Source organism: Enterobacter sp. J49, assembly GCF_002148625.1.
Lineage (GTDB): Bacteria > Pseudomonadota > Gammaproteobacteria > Enterobacterales > Enterobacteriaceae > Enterobacter > Enterobacter ludwigii.
On the sequence record NZ_MWPY01000028.1, the window covers coordinates 70641 to 84399 of the forward strand.

Annotated in this window: 16 protein-coding genes; 3 read left to right on the forward strand and 13 right to left on the reverse strand. The window is 52.8% G+C overall.

Translation table 11 applies throughout. From position 1 onward, the window contains the following. Position 1: 1 nt before the first annotated feature. The 12 genes from BJP35_RS07635 to BJP35_RS07690 all read right to left on the reverse strand — a co-directional run bounded on the left by BJP35_RS07635 (position 2) and on the right by BJP35_RS07690 (position 9801). Positions 2-475: a hypothetical protein gene (locus BJP35_RS07635; RefSeq protein WP_086463014.1), complete on the reverse strand. Its 474-nt coding sequence runs from the start codon at positions 473-475 to the stop codon at positions 2-4. 1 nt (position 476) lies between these two features. Beyond that, the gene (locus BJP35_RS07640) at positions 477-1217 is read right to left on the reverse strand and encodes a winged helix-turn-helix domain-containing protein (protein WP_086463015.1); all 741 of its coding nucleotides are present in this window, start codon (positions 1215-1217) and stop codon (positions 477-479) included. A 270-nt stretch (positions 1218-1487) separates the two neighbouring features. After that, positions 1488-2027: a helix-turn-helix transcriptional regulator gene (locus tag BJP35_RS07645; protein WP_040018564.1), complete on the reverse strand. Its 540-nt coding sequence runs from the start codon at positions 2025-2027 to the stop codon at positions 1488-1490. A gap of 261 nt (positions 2028-2288) precedes the next feature. After that, positions 2289-4580: a phosphatidylglycerol--membrane-oligosaccharide glycerophosphotransferase gene (gene opgB, locus BJP35_RS07650; protein ID WP_086463016.1), complete on the reverse strand. Its 2292-nt coding sequence runs from the start codon at positions 4578-4580 to the stop codon at positions 2289-2291. A gap of 269 nt (positions 4581-4849) precedes the next feature. Continuing rightward, positions 4850-5332, reverse strand: a complete 483-nt coding sequence (locus BJP35_RS07655) for a DUF2501 domain-containing protein (protein ID WP_020885299.1) — start codon at positions 5330-5332, stop codon at positions 4850-4852. A gap of 85 nt (positions 5333-5417) precedes the next feature. Further along, positions 5418-6155 carry a DNA replication protein DnaC gene (dnaC, locus tag BJP35_RS07660; protein ID WP_014168503.1) on the reverse strand — a complete coding sequence of 246 codons (738 nt, stop codon included), beginning with the start codon at positions 6153-6155 and terminating at the stop codon, positions 5418-5420. Then, a complete protein-coding gene (dnaT, locus tag BJP35_RS07665) occupies positions 6152-6697 on the reverse strand; it encodes a primosomal protein DnaT (RefSeq protein WP_025205613.1) in 546 nt (181 codons plus the stop codon). The genes dnaC and dnaT overlap by 4 nt, the downstream gene beginning before the upstream one ends. Positions 6698-6844: 147 nt before the next feature. After that, positions 6845-7273 carry an organic hydroperoxide resistance protein gene (locus tag BJP35_RS07670; RefSeq protein ID WP_006174091.1) on the reverse strand — a complete coding sequence of 143 codons (429 nt, stop codon included), beginning with the start codon at positions 7271-7273 and terminating at the stop codon, positions 6845-6847. Positions 7274-7357: 84 nt separating this feature from the next. Next, on the reverse strand, positions 7358-7810 hold the full coding sequence (locus BJP35_RS07675; RefSeq protein ID WP_014168505.1) for a MarR family winged helix-turn-helix transcriptional regulator: 453 nt from the start codon (positions 7808-7810) through the stop codon (positions 7358-7360). A 41-nt stretch (positions 7811-7851) separates the two neighbouring features. Further along, positions 7852-8493 carry a TetR family transcriptional regulator gene (locus tag BJP35_RS07680; RefSeq protein WP_020885296.1) on the reverse strand — a complete coding sequence of 214 codons (642 nt, stop codon included), beginning with the start codon at positions 8491-8493 and terminating at the stop codon, positions 7852-7854. Positions 8494-8560: 67 nt separating this feature from the next. Further along, the gene (locus BJP35_RS07685; protein ID WP_020885295.1) at positions 8561-9034 is read right to left on the reverse strand and encodes a threonine/serine exporter; all 474 of its coding nucleotides are present in this window, start codon (positions 9032-9034) and stop codon (positions 8561-8563) included. Beyond that, complete coding sequence (locus tag BJP35_RS07690) at positions 9025-9801, reverse strand: threonine/serine exporter ThrE family protein (protein ID WP_014168508.1); 777 nt, start codon at positions 9799-9801, stop codon at positions 9025-9027. Before BJP35_RS07690 ends, BJP35_RS07685 begins: the two co-directional genes overlap by 10 nt. A gap of 411 nt (positions 9802-10212) precedes the next feature. Here BJP35_RS07690 and BJP35_RS07695 point away from each other — a divergent pair, with 411 nt between their 5' ends. Together BJP35_RS07695 and bglJ are read left to right on the forward strand one after the other, a co-directional pair. Then, on the forward strand, positions 10213-10950 hold the full coding sequence (locus tag BJP35_RS07695; protein WP_047743345.1) for a LuxR C-terminal-related transcriptional regulator: 738 nt from the start codon (positions 10213-10215) through the stop codon (positions 10948-10950). Beyond that, the gene (gene bglJ, locus BJP35_RS07700) at positions 10947-11582 is read left to right on the forward strand and encodes a DNA-binding transcriptional activator BglJ (RefSeq protein WP_032681707.1); all 636 of its coding nucleotides are present in this window, start codon (positions 10947-10949) and stop codon (positions 11580-11582) included. Before BJP35_RS07695 ends, bglJ begins: the two co-directional genes overlap by 4 nt. Positions 11583-11620: 38 nt before the next feature. On the opposite strand, the gene BJP35_RS07705 is transcribed toward bglJ, so the two are convergent. Further along, positions 11621-12079, reverse strand: coding sequence for a YbaK/EbsC family protein (locus BJP35_RS07705; RefSeq protein ID WP_086463017.1), 459 nt, complete (start codon positions 12077-12079; stop codon positions 11621-11623). Positions 12080-12407: 328 nt separating this feature from the next. Between BJP35_RS07705 and BJP35_RS07710 the strand changes: the two genes are divergently transcribed. Next, complete coding sequence (locus BJP35_RS07710; protein ID WP_025205610.1) at positions 12408-13754, forward strand: PTS sugar transporter subunit IIC; 1347 nt, start codon at positions 12408-12410, stop codon at positions 13752-13754. Positions 13755-13759: the final 5 nt, after the last annotated feature.

Genomic DNA, 13759 nt, shown 5'->3' on the forward strand with positions numbered 1-13759 from the left:
CCTATTCTGAACAAATCAGGACCGGCGCATAGAAATTGCTGATCACCAGCGCGTCTTCCGGCGTGCGTTCAATCTTCAGAAGTCTTTTGTTCCCCGGCGTCAGGCCGGCGACGTACTTTTCAAAGACCCCCGATGGCAGGGTGTCATGGCTAAAGCGCGCCACGCTTTGTATGAATATTTCATAGAGTGAACCCTCAACGTGCCGCCACGTAAACATCTCCTGGCGGGAAACATCCCAGTGATGTGGCTCGTTAACCACGTCGCCGTTAAGCGTAAGGTACCCTGTGTTGTCGGGCTGAAAGCGCAGCGTAATCTCCCCTTCAAAGGAGAAATCATGATCGTCATGTCGGGCTGAAAATGTCAGGTTTCCTGCACAGGTTCCGGACAGCGGAGGCGTGTAGACGTACCACGCCAGCGTCACGCCAATCAGCAACAGATTGAGCGCCAGAATAAGCCACACTTTTTTTTGTTTCATATCACCACTCGTAAAAGTAAAGCGTTCGGCAGGCGCTGGCTTTACCGTCCGTGAGAGAACACTGGGAAAGGACCAGCCGCCCTTCGTGGCCATAGAAAAGTGTTCTCTGGATGTGCATATAGAAAATAGAGTTTTTCAGGCAGGGCAGATTACCTTCGCGCTGAAGCGTCTGCGCCAGCGCCATGGCCTTAGTGTGAAACACATCTGCCAGCGGGGAGAAGGTGTAGACCGGACAGGTGCCAATGTGGGTGAGCAGATGAGTGTCACTGTACTGGTGCGCCTGTTTCGTCAAACAGGCGCCGATGCACAGCGCCACGACCATCAGCGTGAGTACACCGCAGAATAGCCATTCTGGCTGAATGCGTCGTGGGGCCGGGACCGACTCCTCGACGGGAAAATCGTCCTCCAGGGGCGTTACCGCGATATCAGCACTGAGCATAAAGCCCGTTTTCGGTACGGTGACGATAAACAGGGTGTCGGGCAGCAGGCTCGACAGCATTTTGCGCACAATACTGATGTATTGATTTAACGAATTGTTGGACCCCTGGAGCCCACGTTGATCCCAGACATCACTCAGAAAGGTGTCACGTTCGACGACGTTGCCGTGATGCTGAACCAGCAGCTTCATGATGGCGTTGGCGGTACAGGTGAGGATTTGTCTGTCCAGATCGGGTGCATTGATAAGAGAAACAGAACCGTCTTCGTCGTTATAGACGATGGCGTCAGCAAGCAGGTATTTCATAAGTTATTGTAATACAGAAAAAATAACAAAAAAGAAGATAAGGCTGTGCCTTGTCGGACATAACACGCTGGCTATTTTAGCGCCATTGTTACCGATAACATTGATCCAGACAAGATTTAAAGCAATTTACTCGTGCAGTCGGATTACCACGTCATCCCAACGTGGCGGGAAGGGCATAGCGAGACAGCAGCGCCAGCATCAACAGCCAGAGAATGAGACAGGGAAGATGACGCCGCATGATCTTATTTCCCGACGTGATTAGCCGTGCAGTTACAAACACGATGCCGGGTAGTCGAGCAGGAAGAGTTTGCGATGGAATTCCGCCAGGTTCTGGCAGTGAAATTTGTTCATCGCGTTACGCTTGTGGGTGTAGATCGTTTTCGGGGATTTATTCAGGATCTGCGCGATGCGAACCGGGCTGAACCCGTTGCGGAACAGCATGCAAACCCGAAGCTCCTGGCAGGTGAGCGTGGCGTTTTTTACGCTTGCGAACGGCGTGTTCTGAAAACAGCGGCTGAGCTGCGCGAGTGACAGGTTTCCCGCCACCACGTGGACACGCTCACCCCCCAGAATGATTTTAATATCGTTGACGCGGGACGCATCGGTGAATACCAGCCACCCTTTTTTGACGCGGATATTCAACATCAGTTGCCGCAGGGGTAGGATCCCCTCAGGGCTCACGTCGTTAATCCAGAAAATTTCAGGGCAGGGGTCCACACTCTGCGAGATGAACGTCTTCAGGCCCAGCCACAAGAAGGCATTGCCGCTTAAAACGATGACCTTATAGTCGGCATTCAGTGTCTGCGGCATCAGGGTTTTTTCCCCTGGTAGCGCTGGTCGTACTCCGCTGCGCTGTGCCAGGGTGGATTCGAACGTATTGCCGGTTAGCATGATAAAAAGTGGGTAACTCTCTCAGGGTGTAAGGAGTTACACATTCTGAGATATGATTTCTTTCTGGTGAATTTATAAATAGAAATGAGAGATATATGGTGTCTCTGTCTTATTTTTAATGGTTTTATAGGATTATATATTTACATAAAGCGCCCGACAGAACGCCGGGCGCAGAAGGGATCAGCTCTCTTTACTGACAATTTTAATCTCTACCATCCCGATGCCGAGCTCGCGCGGTGAATGGCCAAGAATATTTCCCTCATTCGTCGGCTGCGGGTCCGGCGGAACAATCACCAGCGTATTGCTGCGGGAAGGATTATCAAAATGCAGCGTGGTGGTGGTGACGTCATTTCCCAGCGTCAGCGTTTGCTCTTTATCGCCCACACGCACCGGGATGGGACGGTTCGCGTTTGGACCATAGGCCCGGGCGGTGATCACCAGGTCGAATTTTTCCGGCAGAGGATGTGCGTACTCAATCTTCACTTCACTGCCCAGCTGCGCATTAGACCAGCGCCCCCAGGATTCCGGACGCGAGATGCCGCTGAACTGTTTGACCTCTTCCGGTGCCCCGGCCACGTTGAAGATAAAGCTGTCTGCTTTATAGCGAATATCGTTATCCACGATTTTCAGCATGTCGACATTTCGCTGATAGCGCGCGGTATCGATGACCGTATCGTTGAATGCGGTTTTGCCTTTCCATTGCGCTTTATCGACATGCTGCACGGTTTGCTCCCCGCCAAGCTGTCCCTGAGAAACGCACCAGTCGGTTGAGAGAGCCAGTGGCTGGGACCAGAGCTGGCCCATTTTGTAGCACTTGTCGACCCAGACAAAATTATCGCGAGGGGCGAAGTCGGCCAGCTGGAAACGCAGCGGCGCAGAGTATTCGCTTTCCGGCAGCGGTTCGACGCGCGTATCCGACACGCGCAGCAGCAGCGGCAGACGGAAATGGCTGCCGGAGAAGGCGATGGTGTTTTTATCCTGATCGATGGTGAAGTCTTTCATCTCTTTCGGGAAGTTCCACAGGCGGATGATGTCCGGCTTCCACGCAAGGATTTTCTCCTTCATGTTGAGGAACACTTCCGACAGTGACTGCCCCGAGAGCGTACTGCGGCCAAGGCCAATAAAGTTATCCCCGCCCAGAATGTCCAGCACGGTTGCGCCGTTATCCATGGAGTTGCGTTTGGTGGCGATCACATCCTGTTGCGGCTGGTCGCCGCGCAGAATGAAGAACAGATTGCTGCGATCCTGTTTGCTGAGCTGATCCCAGGCGCTGTTTTTCATCGCCAGATGGTCAGATGAGACGACGATGACCGTGTTTTTAAAATACGGCGAGGCTTTGATTTTCTCGACCAGAGCGGCGATATGCTCCTGGCTGCAGGTTACCGCGCTGAACGACGTGTTGTTTTTGCCGTCAATCTCATAGCGTTTGCGCTTACAGGTGCGCGAGACAAACCCGTCCGGATGGTGGGTATCTACCGTCAGGGCAAAGAGGGAGAAACGCTTGCCGGCGCGGGACAGTTCCTCGAACTTTTTCCAGGTTTCGTCCAGTACCGTGTCGTCGTAAAAGCCCCAGTCGTTGCGGTAATGCGGGTCGGCAACGGTCGTTTTTAACTCTTCTGAGCCATACAGATGGTCAAAACCGTGGGATTTCAGGAACACGTCTTTTCCGGCAAAGCGCAGGTTGGCCCCCTGTACGAAGTAGTTTTCGTAGCCGGAGTTTTTCAGGATATCGCCGAGGCAAACGTTCTGCGGGAAGAAGCTCGACATTGAGGCTGAGGCATTACCCTCAAAGGGGGCGAAGAGCGGGATACCGCACTGCGAGGCAACCATCCCGGCGATGGTGTAATCCGTACCGGGCAGCTGCGCGGTGTGGCTGAAATCAAGGCTTTCGTTTTTCAGCGCGCCCAGCTCCGGCGTCAGGTTCGGAAAAGCATTGTTATCAAACCAGGTGCGTTCCAGACTCTCGCCGTAGATATACACCAGGTTAAGCTTCGGGTTGGCTATTTTTTTGGACGGCTCTTTATACCAGGCCATGAAATCCGGGTCGCCGTCGCGCGACTGTGACTTTACCAGCTCGGTTATCTGATGAAATGCCGGGCTGGCATCCACGGACGCCAGCGCCAGACAGAGTGCCAGCAGGCTGTAGCCGCCATGATGCGGAAGATGTCGACGGCGGCGCAGCACCCAGGCCAGGGCACCAAAAATAATCACCAGCGCCGCAATTAGGCCAAGCCCGGGAAGAATGTATTTACCCACGCCCGCACCTGTCAGGCTATTCGTCAGCGTGTAGAGCACCGCATCGTTAATGCCGTCACCGGTAAAGTAATCGCTGGCGTATAAGGTAATGTTTAAAATAATAAAAATGCCGAGCACCACCAGCGTGGCGATAAACCACCAGGTGTTACGGCCCGCTTTGCAGGCGTAAACGCCGACAGAGGCCAGAAAAAGGACAAGGGACATTAACTCTGACAACAGTCTATCCTCATGACGCCAGGCGCTTAGCTGGCTAACTGATTATTTTTTGGGTTATACAATGTAATTGCGTTGTCGTGTAGCTGCAATTTTAGTGTCACGAAAGTGTGCTGTTGTTAGGATTTGGTTTAGAAAATCGTTTTTTTGAAGGGGGTCGCATCCTGACATACGGACGCTCAGACGGTGGCAGGCAGGAAAAAGACGGCTTTAACGCCGCGTTAAAAGAGTAACGTCTTAAACGCGGCGTGTAATGGCAATACAGGCGGGGATCAGGAGATGAAATTAACGCCTTGTTTCAGCACCAGATCGCAGGCTTTGGTTTTCACCTGTTTCGCCAGCGAGGAGTTGCCGATGGTGCTCAGGTTGAGCTGTTGACCGTTTTGCGCATTCAGCAGGCCCTGAATACCATCCATATAGTTGGTGTCCTGTTTCTGCTCCTGTGTATCCAGACCGAGTTTGCCAAGCACCTGATTTTTCACGTTTTGCGCGTCGGTCACGGAGGCCAGTTTTTGCTTCGCGCAATATTCCAGAATCCCCGCGGCGTTGTTCATTGTGCCTGCGCTCAGGCTCTGGGTGCTGTTACCCAGCAGGCCGGTAAGGGAAGAGGCTGACAGCCCGCCCTGGGTGCTGCTGCTCTCTTTGGTCAGTTCGCTCGCTGCGCTGGACAGCGAATCCTGCCAGGATGCGGCCTGTGCCGCGCCGGTAACCAGCAGGGCGCCTAATACGGTGCTGAAAAGAAACTGTTTTTTCATAATGGCTTACTCAAAAAAGGTCCGTTTTGGGGCGAAAGTGGAGTCAGTATATACCTCCGGGCCACCGGTCTTTCCTGGAAATATCTTAATACTCTTTACCGGTGACACGGCTGCGGTAACTTTCCCAGTCGAAGATGACATACAGACTGTTCCCGAGCTTCATGCGATCCATGACGCGTTCGCCCAGCAAGCGGGTCATTTCGTCGATGTTGTGGTTAGTCAGCATGCCGGTGGGGCGTTTGGAGGAAGAGCGGCGATCGACAATCTGGTTAATGATCACTTTTTCATAGCGGGATTCGGTCTGGACGCCAATCTCATCAATAACCAGTAAATCGACATTACTCAGGTCGTTAAGCAGTTGCTCTTCGCTGGTTTCGCGGTTGCTGAAGGTGTCTTTCATGGCGGACATGATATCGGCCACGGTGATGATCAGCACCGATTTCCCGCGCAGCAGCAGCTCGTTACAGATAGCGGCCGCCAGGTGGTTTTTCCCCGTGCCAGGCTTGCCGCTAAAAATGAAGCTGGCGATATTGCCGTCGAATTCATCCACGTACTGACGCGCGGCAGCGAGTGCATTCATCTGCCCGTTGGTCTCAATTTTATAGTTATCAAATGAGCAGTTCTGGTGCAGGGGGCGAATACCGGAACGGTTAAAGGTGCGCTGCATTTTCATCGCCCGGTTTTCTCGGGCCAGCGCGGCGGCGCGGATCTTACCCTGCTCTTTTTGCCACGCCAGGAGTTCTTCACCCGTCGTGAAGGCGGGCTTCACGTTGGCTGGCATCATCTTTTGCAGACGTTTCATCAGGTCGCCGACGTTCTTCATTTCGCACCTCGGAATCCATTAGGGATCTGTTTATCCGGTTCGGAAAACGCGTTGATATCACGTTTTGGCTGGCCGTTATTGCTGGCGCGATTAATTTGCAGATGACGCGCGAGCTTCTGTTGCCACTGAATATGGGTGAATACTTTGCCTTCCGCCTGCCACCAGGCGGTAAACGCGGCCAGCTCTTCGGGGGTAGCCGGTTGCGTTAACGCTATGCCCCACAATGCCGCCTGCCGTTGAAAATCAGCATCAGGTTGCCAGCCCGCATACAGGGCAAATTTTCCCATGGGAACGGCCATGGGGACGTTAACCGGCTCGTCAAAGAACTGGTTATCGAGGGTTACGTCGCTCGCCGGGCGGGACAACTGCGCTTCAATCTCCAGAAGCTGTGCCAGACGTTCCGGTGTGATGGCATAAAACGCCGGAGCGTTGTCAGCAAATACCGCAACCGTGCCGCCTTCGGCGTGGGTCAGCACACCGCGGGGATCGCGCATAAAGGCATCAATACCAGCAATGCTGGTGGTCAGAATTCTGGAGGACATAACGCTTACTCTACTGATAACTACGGGCGTGATATGGGCTTATGGTAGCACAGAGAGCGGGAAGGGAAGGAGGGTTTTCCCCGGCGGCGCGATGCCTGCCGGGGCGACAACAGCTGGCCTGATAAGCGTAACGCCATCAGGCAGTTATCAGGCGATAATGTTCAGCGTTACGTCGATGTTACCGCGGGTCGCGTTAGAGTACGGACACACAATGTGTGCTGCATCGACCAGTTTTTTGGCTTCTGCAGGATCCATACCTTCAACGTGGATGTTCAGTTTTGCTTCGATACCAAAACCGGTTGGCAGCGGCCCAATCCCCACTTCGCCTTCAATAAAGGCCTCTTTCGGCAGGGTAAATTTGTCGCGAGCGGCTACAAACTTCATGGCACCCAGGAAGCAGGCAGAGTAGCCGGCAGCAAACAGCTGCTCAGGGTTGGTGACGTCACCGCCCATGCCGCCCATCTCTTTTGGCACGCCGAGTTTAACGTCCAGTACGCCGTCGGAAGAGGTCGCACGGCCATCACGGCCCCCGGTTGCTTTTGCTTTGGCAGTGTAGACAACTTTTTCTAAAGACATGGCAGATTCCTCATCTTACATTAATGTGCGCTATTAAATAGCGTGCGATATATATGGGTAAATAAATACGCGTAAAGTATAGCCTTACGCGCGTTGGATCTGTTGTCGCAAACGTTCCAGCTGCTGCTTAAGTGACAGCATGGTCTCGGTATCACACTGGGCGGCGCATCCCACTGCATGGGGGATCCCGGAAGCCTGCTGCTGGAGATGACGTCCCGCATCGCTCAGGGTGACGGCGACCTGACGCTCGTCTTTACGTGAGCGGTGGCGGTTTATCAGCCCCGCGCTTTCCAGACGCTTCAACAGCGGCGTCAGCGTGGCAGAGTCAAGGAACAACCGTTCACCGATGTCCGACACCGTAATGTCATCCTGCTCCCACAGCACCAGCATCACCAGGTATTGCGGGTAAGTCAGGTTCAGCGGTGCCAGCAGTTGCCGGTACAACTTGTTCAGCGCCAGATTTGCTGAATAGAGAGCAAAGCAGAGCTGGTTATCCAGCAGGAGCGCAGCGGTCGTGTCGTTCGTTTTCGCGTTCATGAGATGAATATAGATAGTGCGCGATTTAATTGCAAGCTATTTTATGGGCAGGTATAGCGGAGCGCCACCTGAACGGCCATTTTACGGTAGTGCTGGCGCTGTGCCTGTTCGTCCGCACCCTCTTCAAACAGCAGGGTGAAGGTGTAGCTGTTGGCAACGTAGTGGAAGCTGAAACTGCTGATCAAACGATGCAGATCGCGGGCTTCAACCGTCTGATTGAACAACTGCTTTTCTTTCCCGCGACGGAGGATCGCTTCCAGCAGATCAAGCGCGCTGCGGTTGACCTGGCGGAGGTAGCTGGACTGCTGCATAAAACGGCCACGCTGCATGTTTTCCATGCAGATAATGCGGATGTAATCCGGGTGGTCGGCATGGTAGTCAAAGGTGGCTTCAACCAGATGAACCAGTGCTTCGACAGGGGGCATTCCCGCCAGGCTGAGCGCCTGTTCACTGGCGCGGATCTGGGTGTAAACATACTCCAGCACGAGAAGATACAGGTTCTCTTTGTTTTTGAAGTGGTAAACAACCATGCGTTTGGTGGTGCCAGCTTTCTCCGCAATTTGTTCCATGCGGGCACCGTTCAACCCGTATTCGGCAAACAGTGTGATAGCGCTCTGAAAGATTTTCTCTTTCAGGCTGGATTCTTCATTGTGCTCGGGGAGTTCGCTGCCTGGGTTAGCCACATCCTTTCCTTATCATCACCAAACGGATGGGAGTGATTATCCTCACGGCAGCGTAATAACACAAATCTCAAACCCGTGGACGTTTGCGGTACAGCCACAGTCCGGGGATCGACAGTCCGATAGAGAGCGCACCGACAATGGACGAAGCCTTAAGAAAGTTGCTCAGAAGGAGGATCATTTGCGGTTCGGTGTAGCCGAAATGGCTGATTTTTACCGCGGAAATCATGGCCGTATAGGCAGATATGCCGGGGAACATCGGGATAACGGCGGCGACGGTGAACACCTTGGGATGCGCCAGATACCAGCGCGACCACTGAATTCCGATGCTACCGACCAGCATTGAGGCCATAAATGTTGACCATTCAATGTTGAATCCCGCCGTCATCATCACCATTCGCGAGCCATGACCAATAGCACCCAACAGCGCGCACCACGGTAGCGCGCGTTGCGGAACGTTAAAGACCATCGCAAAACCGACGGCAGGGATCGCGGCCAGCAGCATATCCTGCGCCAGCGCCAGCAGAAAATCGATCACGCCCATCCGCGTAACCCCCAGAGTGTCATGGCCATTACCACACCAATGCAGGTTGCAAGCGTCAGCAGGCTGGCAATCGCCCAGCGTGCCAGACCGGTATTGATGTGACCCTTAAACATATCGGCTACGGCGTTAATCAACGGGAAGCCGGGCACCAGCAGAAGCACGCTGGCCGCCATGGCAATCGTCGGCGTGTTGGCAAACTGCGGCAGACGAAGCAGCAGGCCAGACACCGTGGTGGCGACAAAAGCGGTAATGCAGAAATTAATTTGCGGGTGGAGTTGGCGGTGCGTCAGGAGCTGGCGCACGTACATAGCGATGCTGCTGGCGAAAAAGGTGATGACCGCGCCGTCCCAGCCGCCTTTGTTGAGCTTACAAAAACAGGCGCAGGACAGCCCGACCATTAACACCACCAGCCAGCGGGGATAACGTAAGGGCTTAATCTGGTTGAACCGTTTTTCAATGTCGTGCAGGTCGAGAAGCTTATGCTCAGCAAGAATGACAATATGCTGGACCTCAGTTACAACGTGCATATTGATACCACGGTCGTGGTTTTTGCGGGTGGAGGTCAGGCACTGACCGTCTTTTATGGTGGTCAACACGATAGCATTGGATGAAATGGCGCTCTCAACGCTATCCATACCCAGCGCCAGCCCCAACCGGGTGGAAAGTTCCTCGACCAGCGCGCTTTCCGCCCCGTGCTGGAGCAGAAAAAGACCGCACTGAATACAGAGCCGCGTGATGGCACGCTGCGTTGATCGATCTGCCTGCATGTCATGTCCTGAAGAGAAGGTGAATAGCTTGCCTGATGGCCCGTCATGCTTACTTTTAGCACAAACTGCAGTGCCTCTAGCTGTGGGTCAGATCAAGATTTATGCAAACAGTTGCGGGCTGTCTGGCGGCGGGATGCGGTTTTGGGCCATAAATATGATGAATTATTAATTGGGAAATATAAGATATTTATATTTAGTTTTACTAAGTTTATATTTTAATTATTTTAAGGCCTTTATAATTAAATTTATCTGTGCTTTGTGAGATATTACCGCTGTTTTAGGCATTTCTTAAATGAAGCACACATCTCATCTTCTGCTTGTATTAATCAGTTTTACACTCAGGGACGAATACACTTATACCTTGATGCGTTTTAACGTTACTCATCATATGAAAATGGACACGGAGGGTCTATGTCGTCATTGAATGGTAAACATGGCGTCGTCATTAGCAGGATACCCGTAATGCAAAACGGGTTGGGGGGCGTGATGACACGCCATTTTGCCGATGTTGATTTAACGTTTTGCCGTTCGCTGCAGGAATTAACTCTGCTGCAGTTACGGCGTGCAGACGTCATTATCGCTGATATTTCAGGTGAATACAGGAATCCTCGGGGCACGCTCGAAGAATATTACGGTTTATTAAATCAATATCGGGATATTCACTGGATTTTTTTAGTCTCCCGACCGCTTTACCCTATTGCCGTTGAGCTGCTTATGCGTCCGGAAAGCACGTTGCTTTCTGATATGGAGCCGATAGAAGGCGTAATTAACGCCATCCGTGCAGGCAGTGAACGGGCAGAGCGGATAAGCCAGACGTTATTAACGCCCGAGCCTGCCTGTAACGATGATGAAGACGACCGCGTCATTGCGCTCACTCACTCTGAACGCAAGGTATTGCGTCTGTTAGGCAAGGGCTGGGGGATTAACCAAATTGCCACTTTGCTCAAGAAGAGCAATAAAACGATCAGTGCACAGAAAAACAGTGCGATGCGACGGTTGTCATTACGGAGTAATGCCGATCTGTACGCCTGGATCAACAGTACTCAGGGATTGAGAGAGCTGAGTTTAATGTCAGCCTATGGAGAGTTCGAGGAATGGATAAAACCGGTTCAACAAGACATATTGCCGTCATCGAAAATTGCGCGATGAGTGCCGTCGGGCTGGAGCACCTGTTTGCACTGCCCACGCTCAGCCATTATCAACTGCACATGTTCAGTGAATTTGACAGCTTTAAGAAGGCGCTTCCTCATGTCTCTTTTTTCTCGCTGATTTATTCACTTTCTGATGCGCGAGAAGAGCGTCGAAACTGCCTGGCATCCCTGCGGGATCTCGCGTTTACGCATAATCATATTCAGCGCATCATCCTGGCGGCAGATGAAATGGAAGCGCGGTTAATCAGCCATCTTTCCCCTTCACGCCTTCACGGTGTCGTCAGTAAATCGGTGTCGCTCGACCGCCTGCAGGAGGAACTGCTGGTGTTGCTGAGTGAAACGCTGCACATCAATGACAATATGCTCAACCACTGGTACAAGAGTCAAAACAGGATGTTAAGCCCAACGGAGCGGGCGATTTTGCGGTATATGTCCTGCGGGTTTTCTATCCCTGAAATCGCCGCGCAGCTTGAGCGCAATATTAAGACCATCCGGGCGCACAAGTTTAATGCGATGGTGAAGCTTGGGGTCAATTCTGACGTGGGGCTGCTTGATGCGGCAGATATTCTGACTCATCTCCCGGCCCGGGATCCGCGAACATCAGTATTAAGCCAGCCGACATTTTTATAAGCTGATATCTGTGCGCCAGACAGGCTCTGGCGCCTCATTCAGATGCAAACATCTACCCATTTTGCGGACGTCAGTTCTGCCATTCTGTCTGGTGAAATACGCACGGCACTGTGAATTGCACCCGCGGCCGGCAGCACTTCAGCATACTGTTTCAGTGAAATATCGCAATAAACCGCGAGCGGATTTTCCAGCCCAAACGGGCACACGCCGCCAACAGGATGGCCCGTGATGGTCACCACTTCATCACAACTGAGCATGCGTGCTTTTGCGCCAAACGTGTCATTCAGTTTTTTATTATCCAGACGCGCATCACCTTTCGCGACCACCAGAATGACGTCATTTTTAACCTTCAACGACAGCGTTTTGGCGATTTGTCCCGGCTCAACACGATGGGCGGCAGCAGCCAACGCAACGGTTGCGGTACTCTGGCTAAGTTCAATAACCTCTATATCCGGAGCGTTGTCGGCAAAAAACTGCTGTACAGACTGCAAACTCATTGTTTCCTCCTGACAAATATCCCGCGTAATCTGTCATAAGAATTTATGCTCTGTAAATATCTCTTCAGTAACAAATATCCCACACGGCCGATTTCTGGATCGCCTTCACATTCACAGAAACCGGTTACAGTAACCGGTTGCAGACCGTGAGTGAGAGATTAATACTGACTATGTAACGTCCCCTGTATCCAATAATAAGAGCTAAATATGAAACCATTCCGTCTGAGCAGTACCGCTGGTAAACGCGCCGGCAAGGTTGTGAAGGTGATGTATGGACCAACGTATGGCGTGCATGCGCCCGTCATAAACGTCTGAAAGGAGATCTGCTATGTCTGCCAACCATGCTGCGTTTAATCTGATATTTCGTTTTGTAGAAAATTACGTCAGCCCGATTGCCGGGCGGATCTCCTCCCAGCGTCATGTTATGGCTATTCGTGATGGCTTTATCTCCGCGATGCCGTTCATGATTGTGGGTTCATTTTTACTCGTCTTCGCGTATCCACCGTTTTCGCCTGATACCACCTGGGGTTTCGCGCGCGCCTGGCTGGACATGGCGAAGCAATTTGAAGGTCAGATCCTCACGCCGTTTGATATGACGATGGGCGTTATGTCCCTGTATATCTGCGCGGCCATTGCCTATAACCTTGGCAAACACTATGTCAAATCGCATCAGTTAGACCCGTTTATGTGCGCCATGCTGTCGCTGATGGCGTTTCTGCTGGTCGCGGCGCCGAAAACCAAAGGCACGCTTCCGGTCGACAGCCTCGGCGGGACAGGCATTTTTACCGCGATTCTGGTGGCTATCTACTGCGTTGAGATGATGCGTTTTCTCAAAGCACATAACATCGGGATCCGTCTGCCGGACCAGGTTCCGCCGATGATCAAAAACTCTTTTGATCTGTTGATCCCGGTGCTGGTGGTGGTGTTGACGCTTTACCCGCTGAGTCTGGTGATTCAGTCTGAGTTTGGCATGCTGATCCCGCAGGCGATTATGTCTGTCTTCAAACCGCTGGTTTCCGCCGCAGACTCCCTGCCGGCAATCCTGCTGGCGGTGTTGATTGGGCATTTGCTGTGGTTCGCCGGGATCCACGGCGCCGCGATTGTCTCCGGGATGTTGCAGATGTTCTGGCTGACCAACCTGGGCGCTAACCAGACCGCGCTGGCCGCCAGCCAGCCGCTGCCGCATATTTTTATGGAAGCGTTCTGGACGTTCTTTATCGTCATCGGGGGGTCAGGTGCCACGATGGGGCTGGTGTTCTGCTACCTGCGCAGCCGCTCCGCTCATCTGCGTTCTATCGGCCGCCTGAGCGTGGTGCCAAGCCTGTTTAACATCAACGAACCCGTTATATTCGGTACGCCGATTGTCATGAACCCGGTGTTCTTTATTCCGTTCCTGCTGGCACCCATGGTTAACGCCGTGCTGGCCTGGTCGGCGATGAAGTTCGATCTGATTGGCCGCGTGATCTCCGTTGTGCCGTGGACGGCACCTGCACCGGTAGGTGCCGCATGGGCGCTGGGCTGGGATTTCCGTGCAGCCATTCTGGTAGTGGTCCTGGCGTGCGTATCGGCCATCATCTACTTCCCGTTCTTTAAAGTGTACGAGAAGCAACTGCTGGAGCAGGAAGCAGAAGAAGCGCAACGTAATGCGGAAGAGGAAAATCAGCAGGTAGCGTGAGAAAC

Excerpts from the sequence above, each read along its gene's own strand:
- BJP35_RS07635 (WP_086463014.1), bottom strand. The coding sequence starts at position 475 with ATGAAACAAAAAAAAGTGTGGCTTATTCTGGCGCTCAATCTGTTGCTG.
- BJP35_RS07640 (WP_086463015.1), bottom strand. The coding sequence starts at position 1,217 with ATGAAATACCTGCTTGCTGACGCCATCGTCTATAACGACGAAGACGGT.
- BJP35_RS07645 (WP_040018564.1), bottom strand. The coding sequence starts at position 2,027 with ATGCCGCAGACACTGAATGCCGACTATAAGGTCATCGTTTTAAGCGGC.
- BJP35_RS07655 (WP_020885299.1), bottom strand. The coding sequence starts at position 5,332 with ATGAAAAAACAGTTTCTTTTCAGCACCGTATTAGGCGCCCTGCTGGTT.
- dnaC (WP_014168503.1), bottom strand. The coding sequence starts at position 6,155 with ATGAAGAACGTCGGCGACCTGATGAAACGTCTGCAAAAGATGATGCCA.
- dnaT (WP_025205613.1), bottom strand. The coding sequence starts at position 6,697 with ATGTCCTCCAGAATTCTGACCACCAGCATTGCTGGTATTGATGCCTTT.
- BJP35_RS07670 (WP_006174091.1), bottom strand. The coding sequence starts at position 7,273 with ATGTCTTTAGAAAAAGTTGTCTACACTGCCAAAGCAAAAGCAACCGGG.
- BJP35_RS07675 (WP_014168505.1), bottom strand. The coding sequence starts at position 7,810 with ATGAACGCGAAAACGAACGACACGACCGCTGCGCTCCTGCTGGATAAC.
- BJP35_RS07685 (WP_020885295.1), bottom strand. The coding sequence starts at position 9,034 with ATGGGCGTGATCGATTTTCTGCTGGCGCTGGCGCAGGATATGCTGCTG.
- BJP35_RS07690 (WP_014168508.1), bottom strand. The coding sequence starts at position 9,801 with ATGCAGGCAGATCGATCAACGCAGCGTGCCATCACGCGGCTCTGTATT.
- BJP35_RS07695 (WP_047743345.1), top strand. The coding sequence starts at position 10,213 with ATGTCGTCATTGAATGGTAAACATGGCGTCGTCATTAGCAGGATACCC.
- bglJ (WP_032681707.1), top strand. The coding sequence starts at position 10,947 with ATGAGTGCCGTCGGGCTGGAGCACCTGTTTGCACTGCCCACGCTCAGC.
- BJP35_RS07705 (WP_086463017.1), bottom strand. The coding sequence starts at position 12,079 with ATGAGTTTGCAGTCTGTACAGCAGTTTTTTGCCGACAACGCTCCGGAT.
- BJP35_RS07710 (WP_025205610.1), top strand. The coding sequence starts at position 12,408 with ATGTCTGCCAACCATGCTGCGTTTAATCTGATATTTCGTTTTGTAGAA.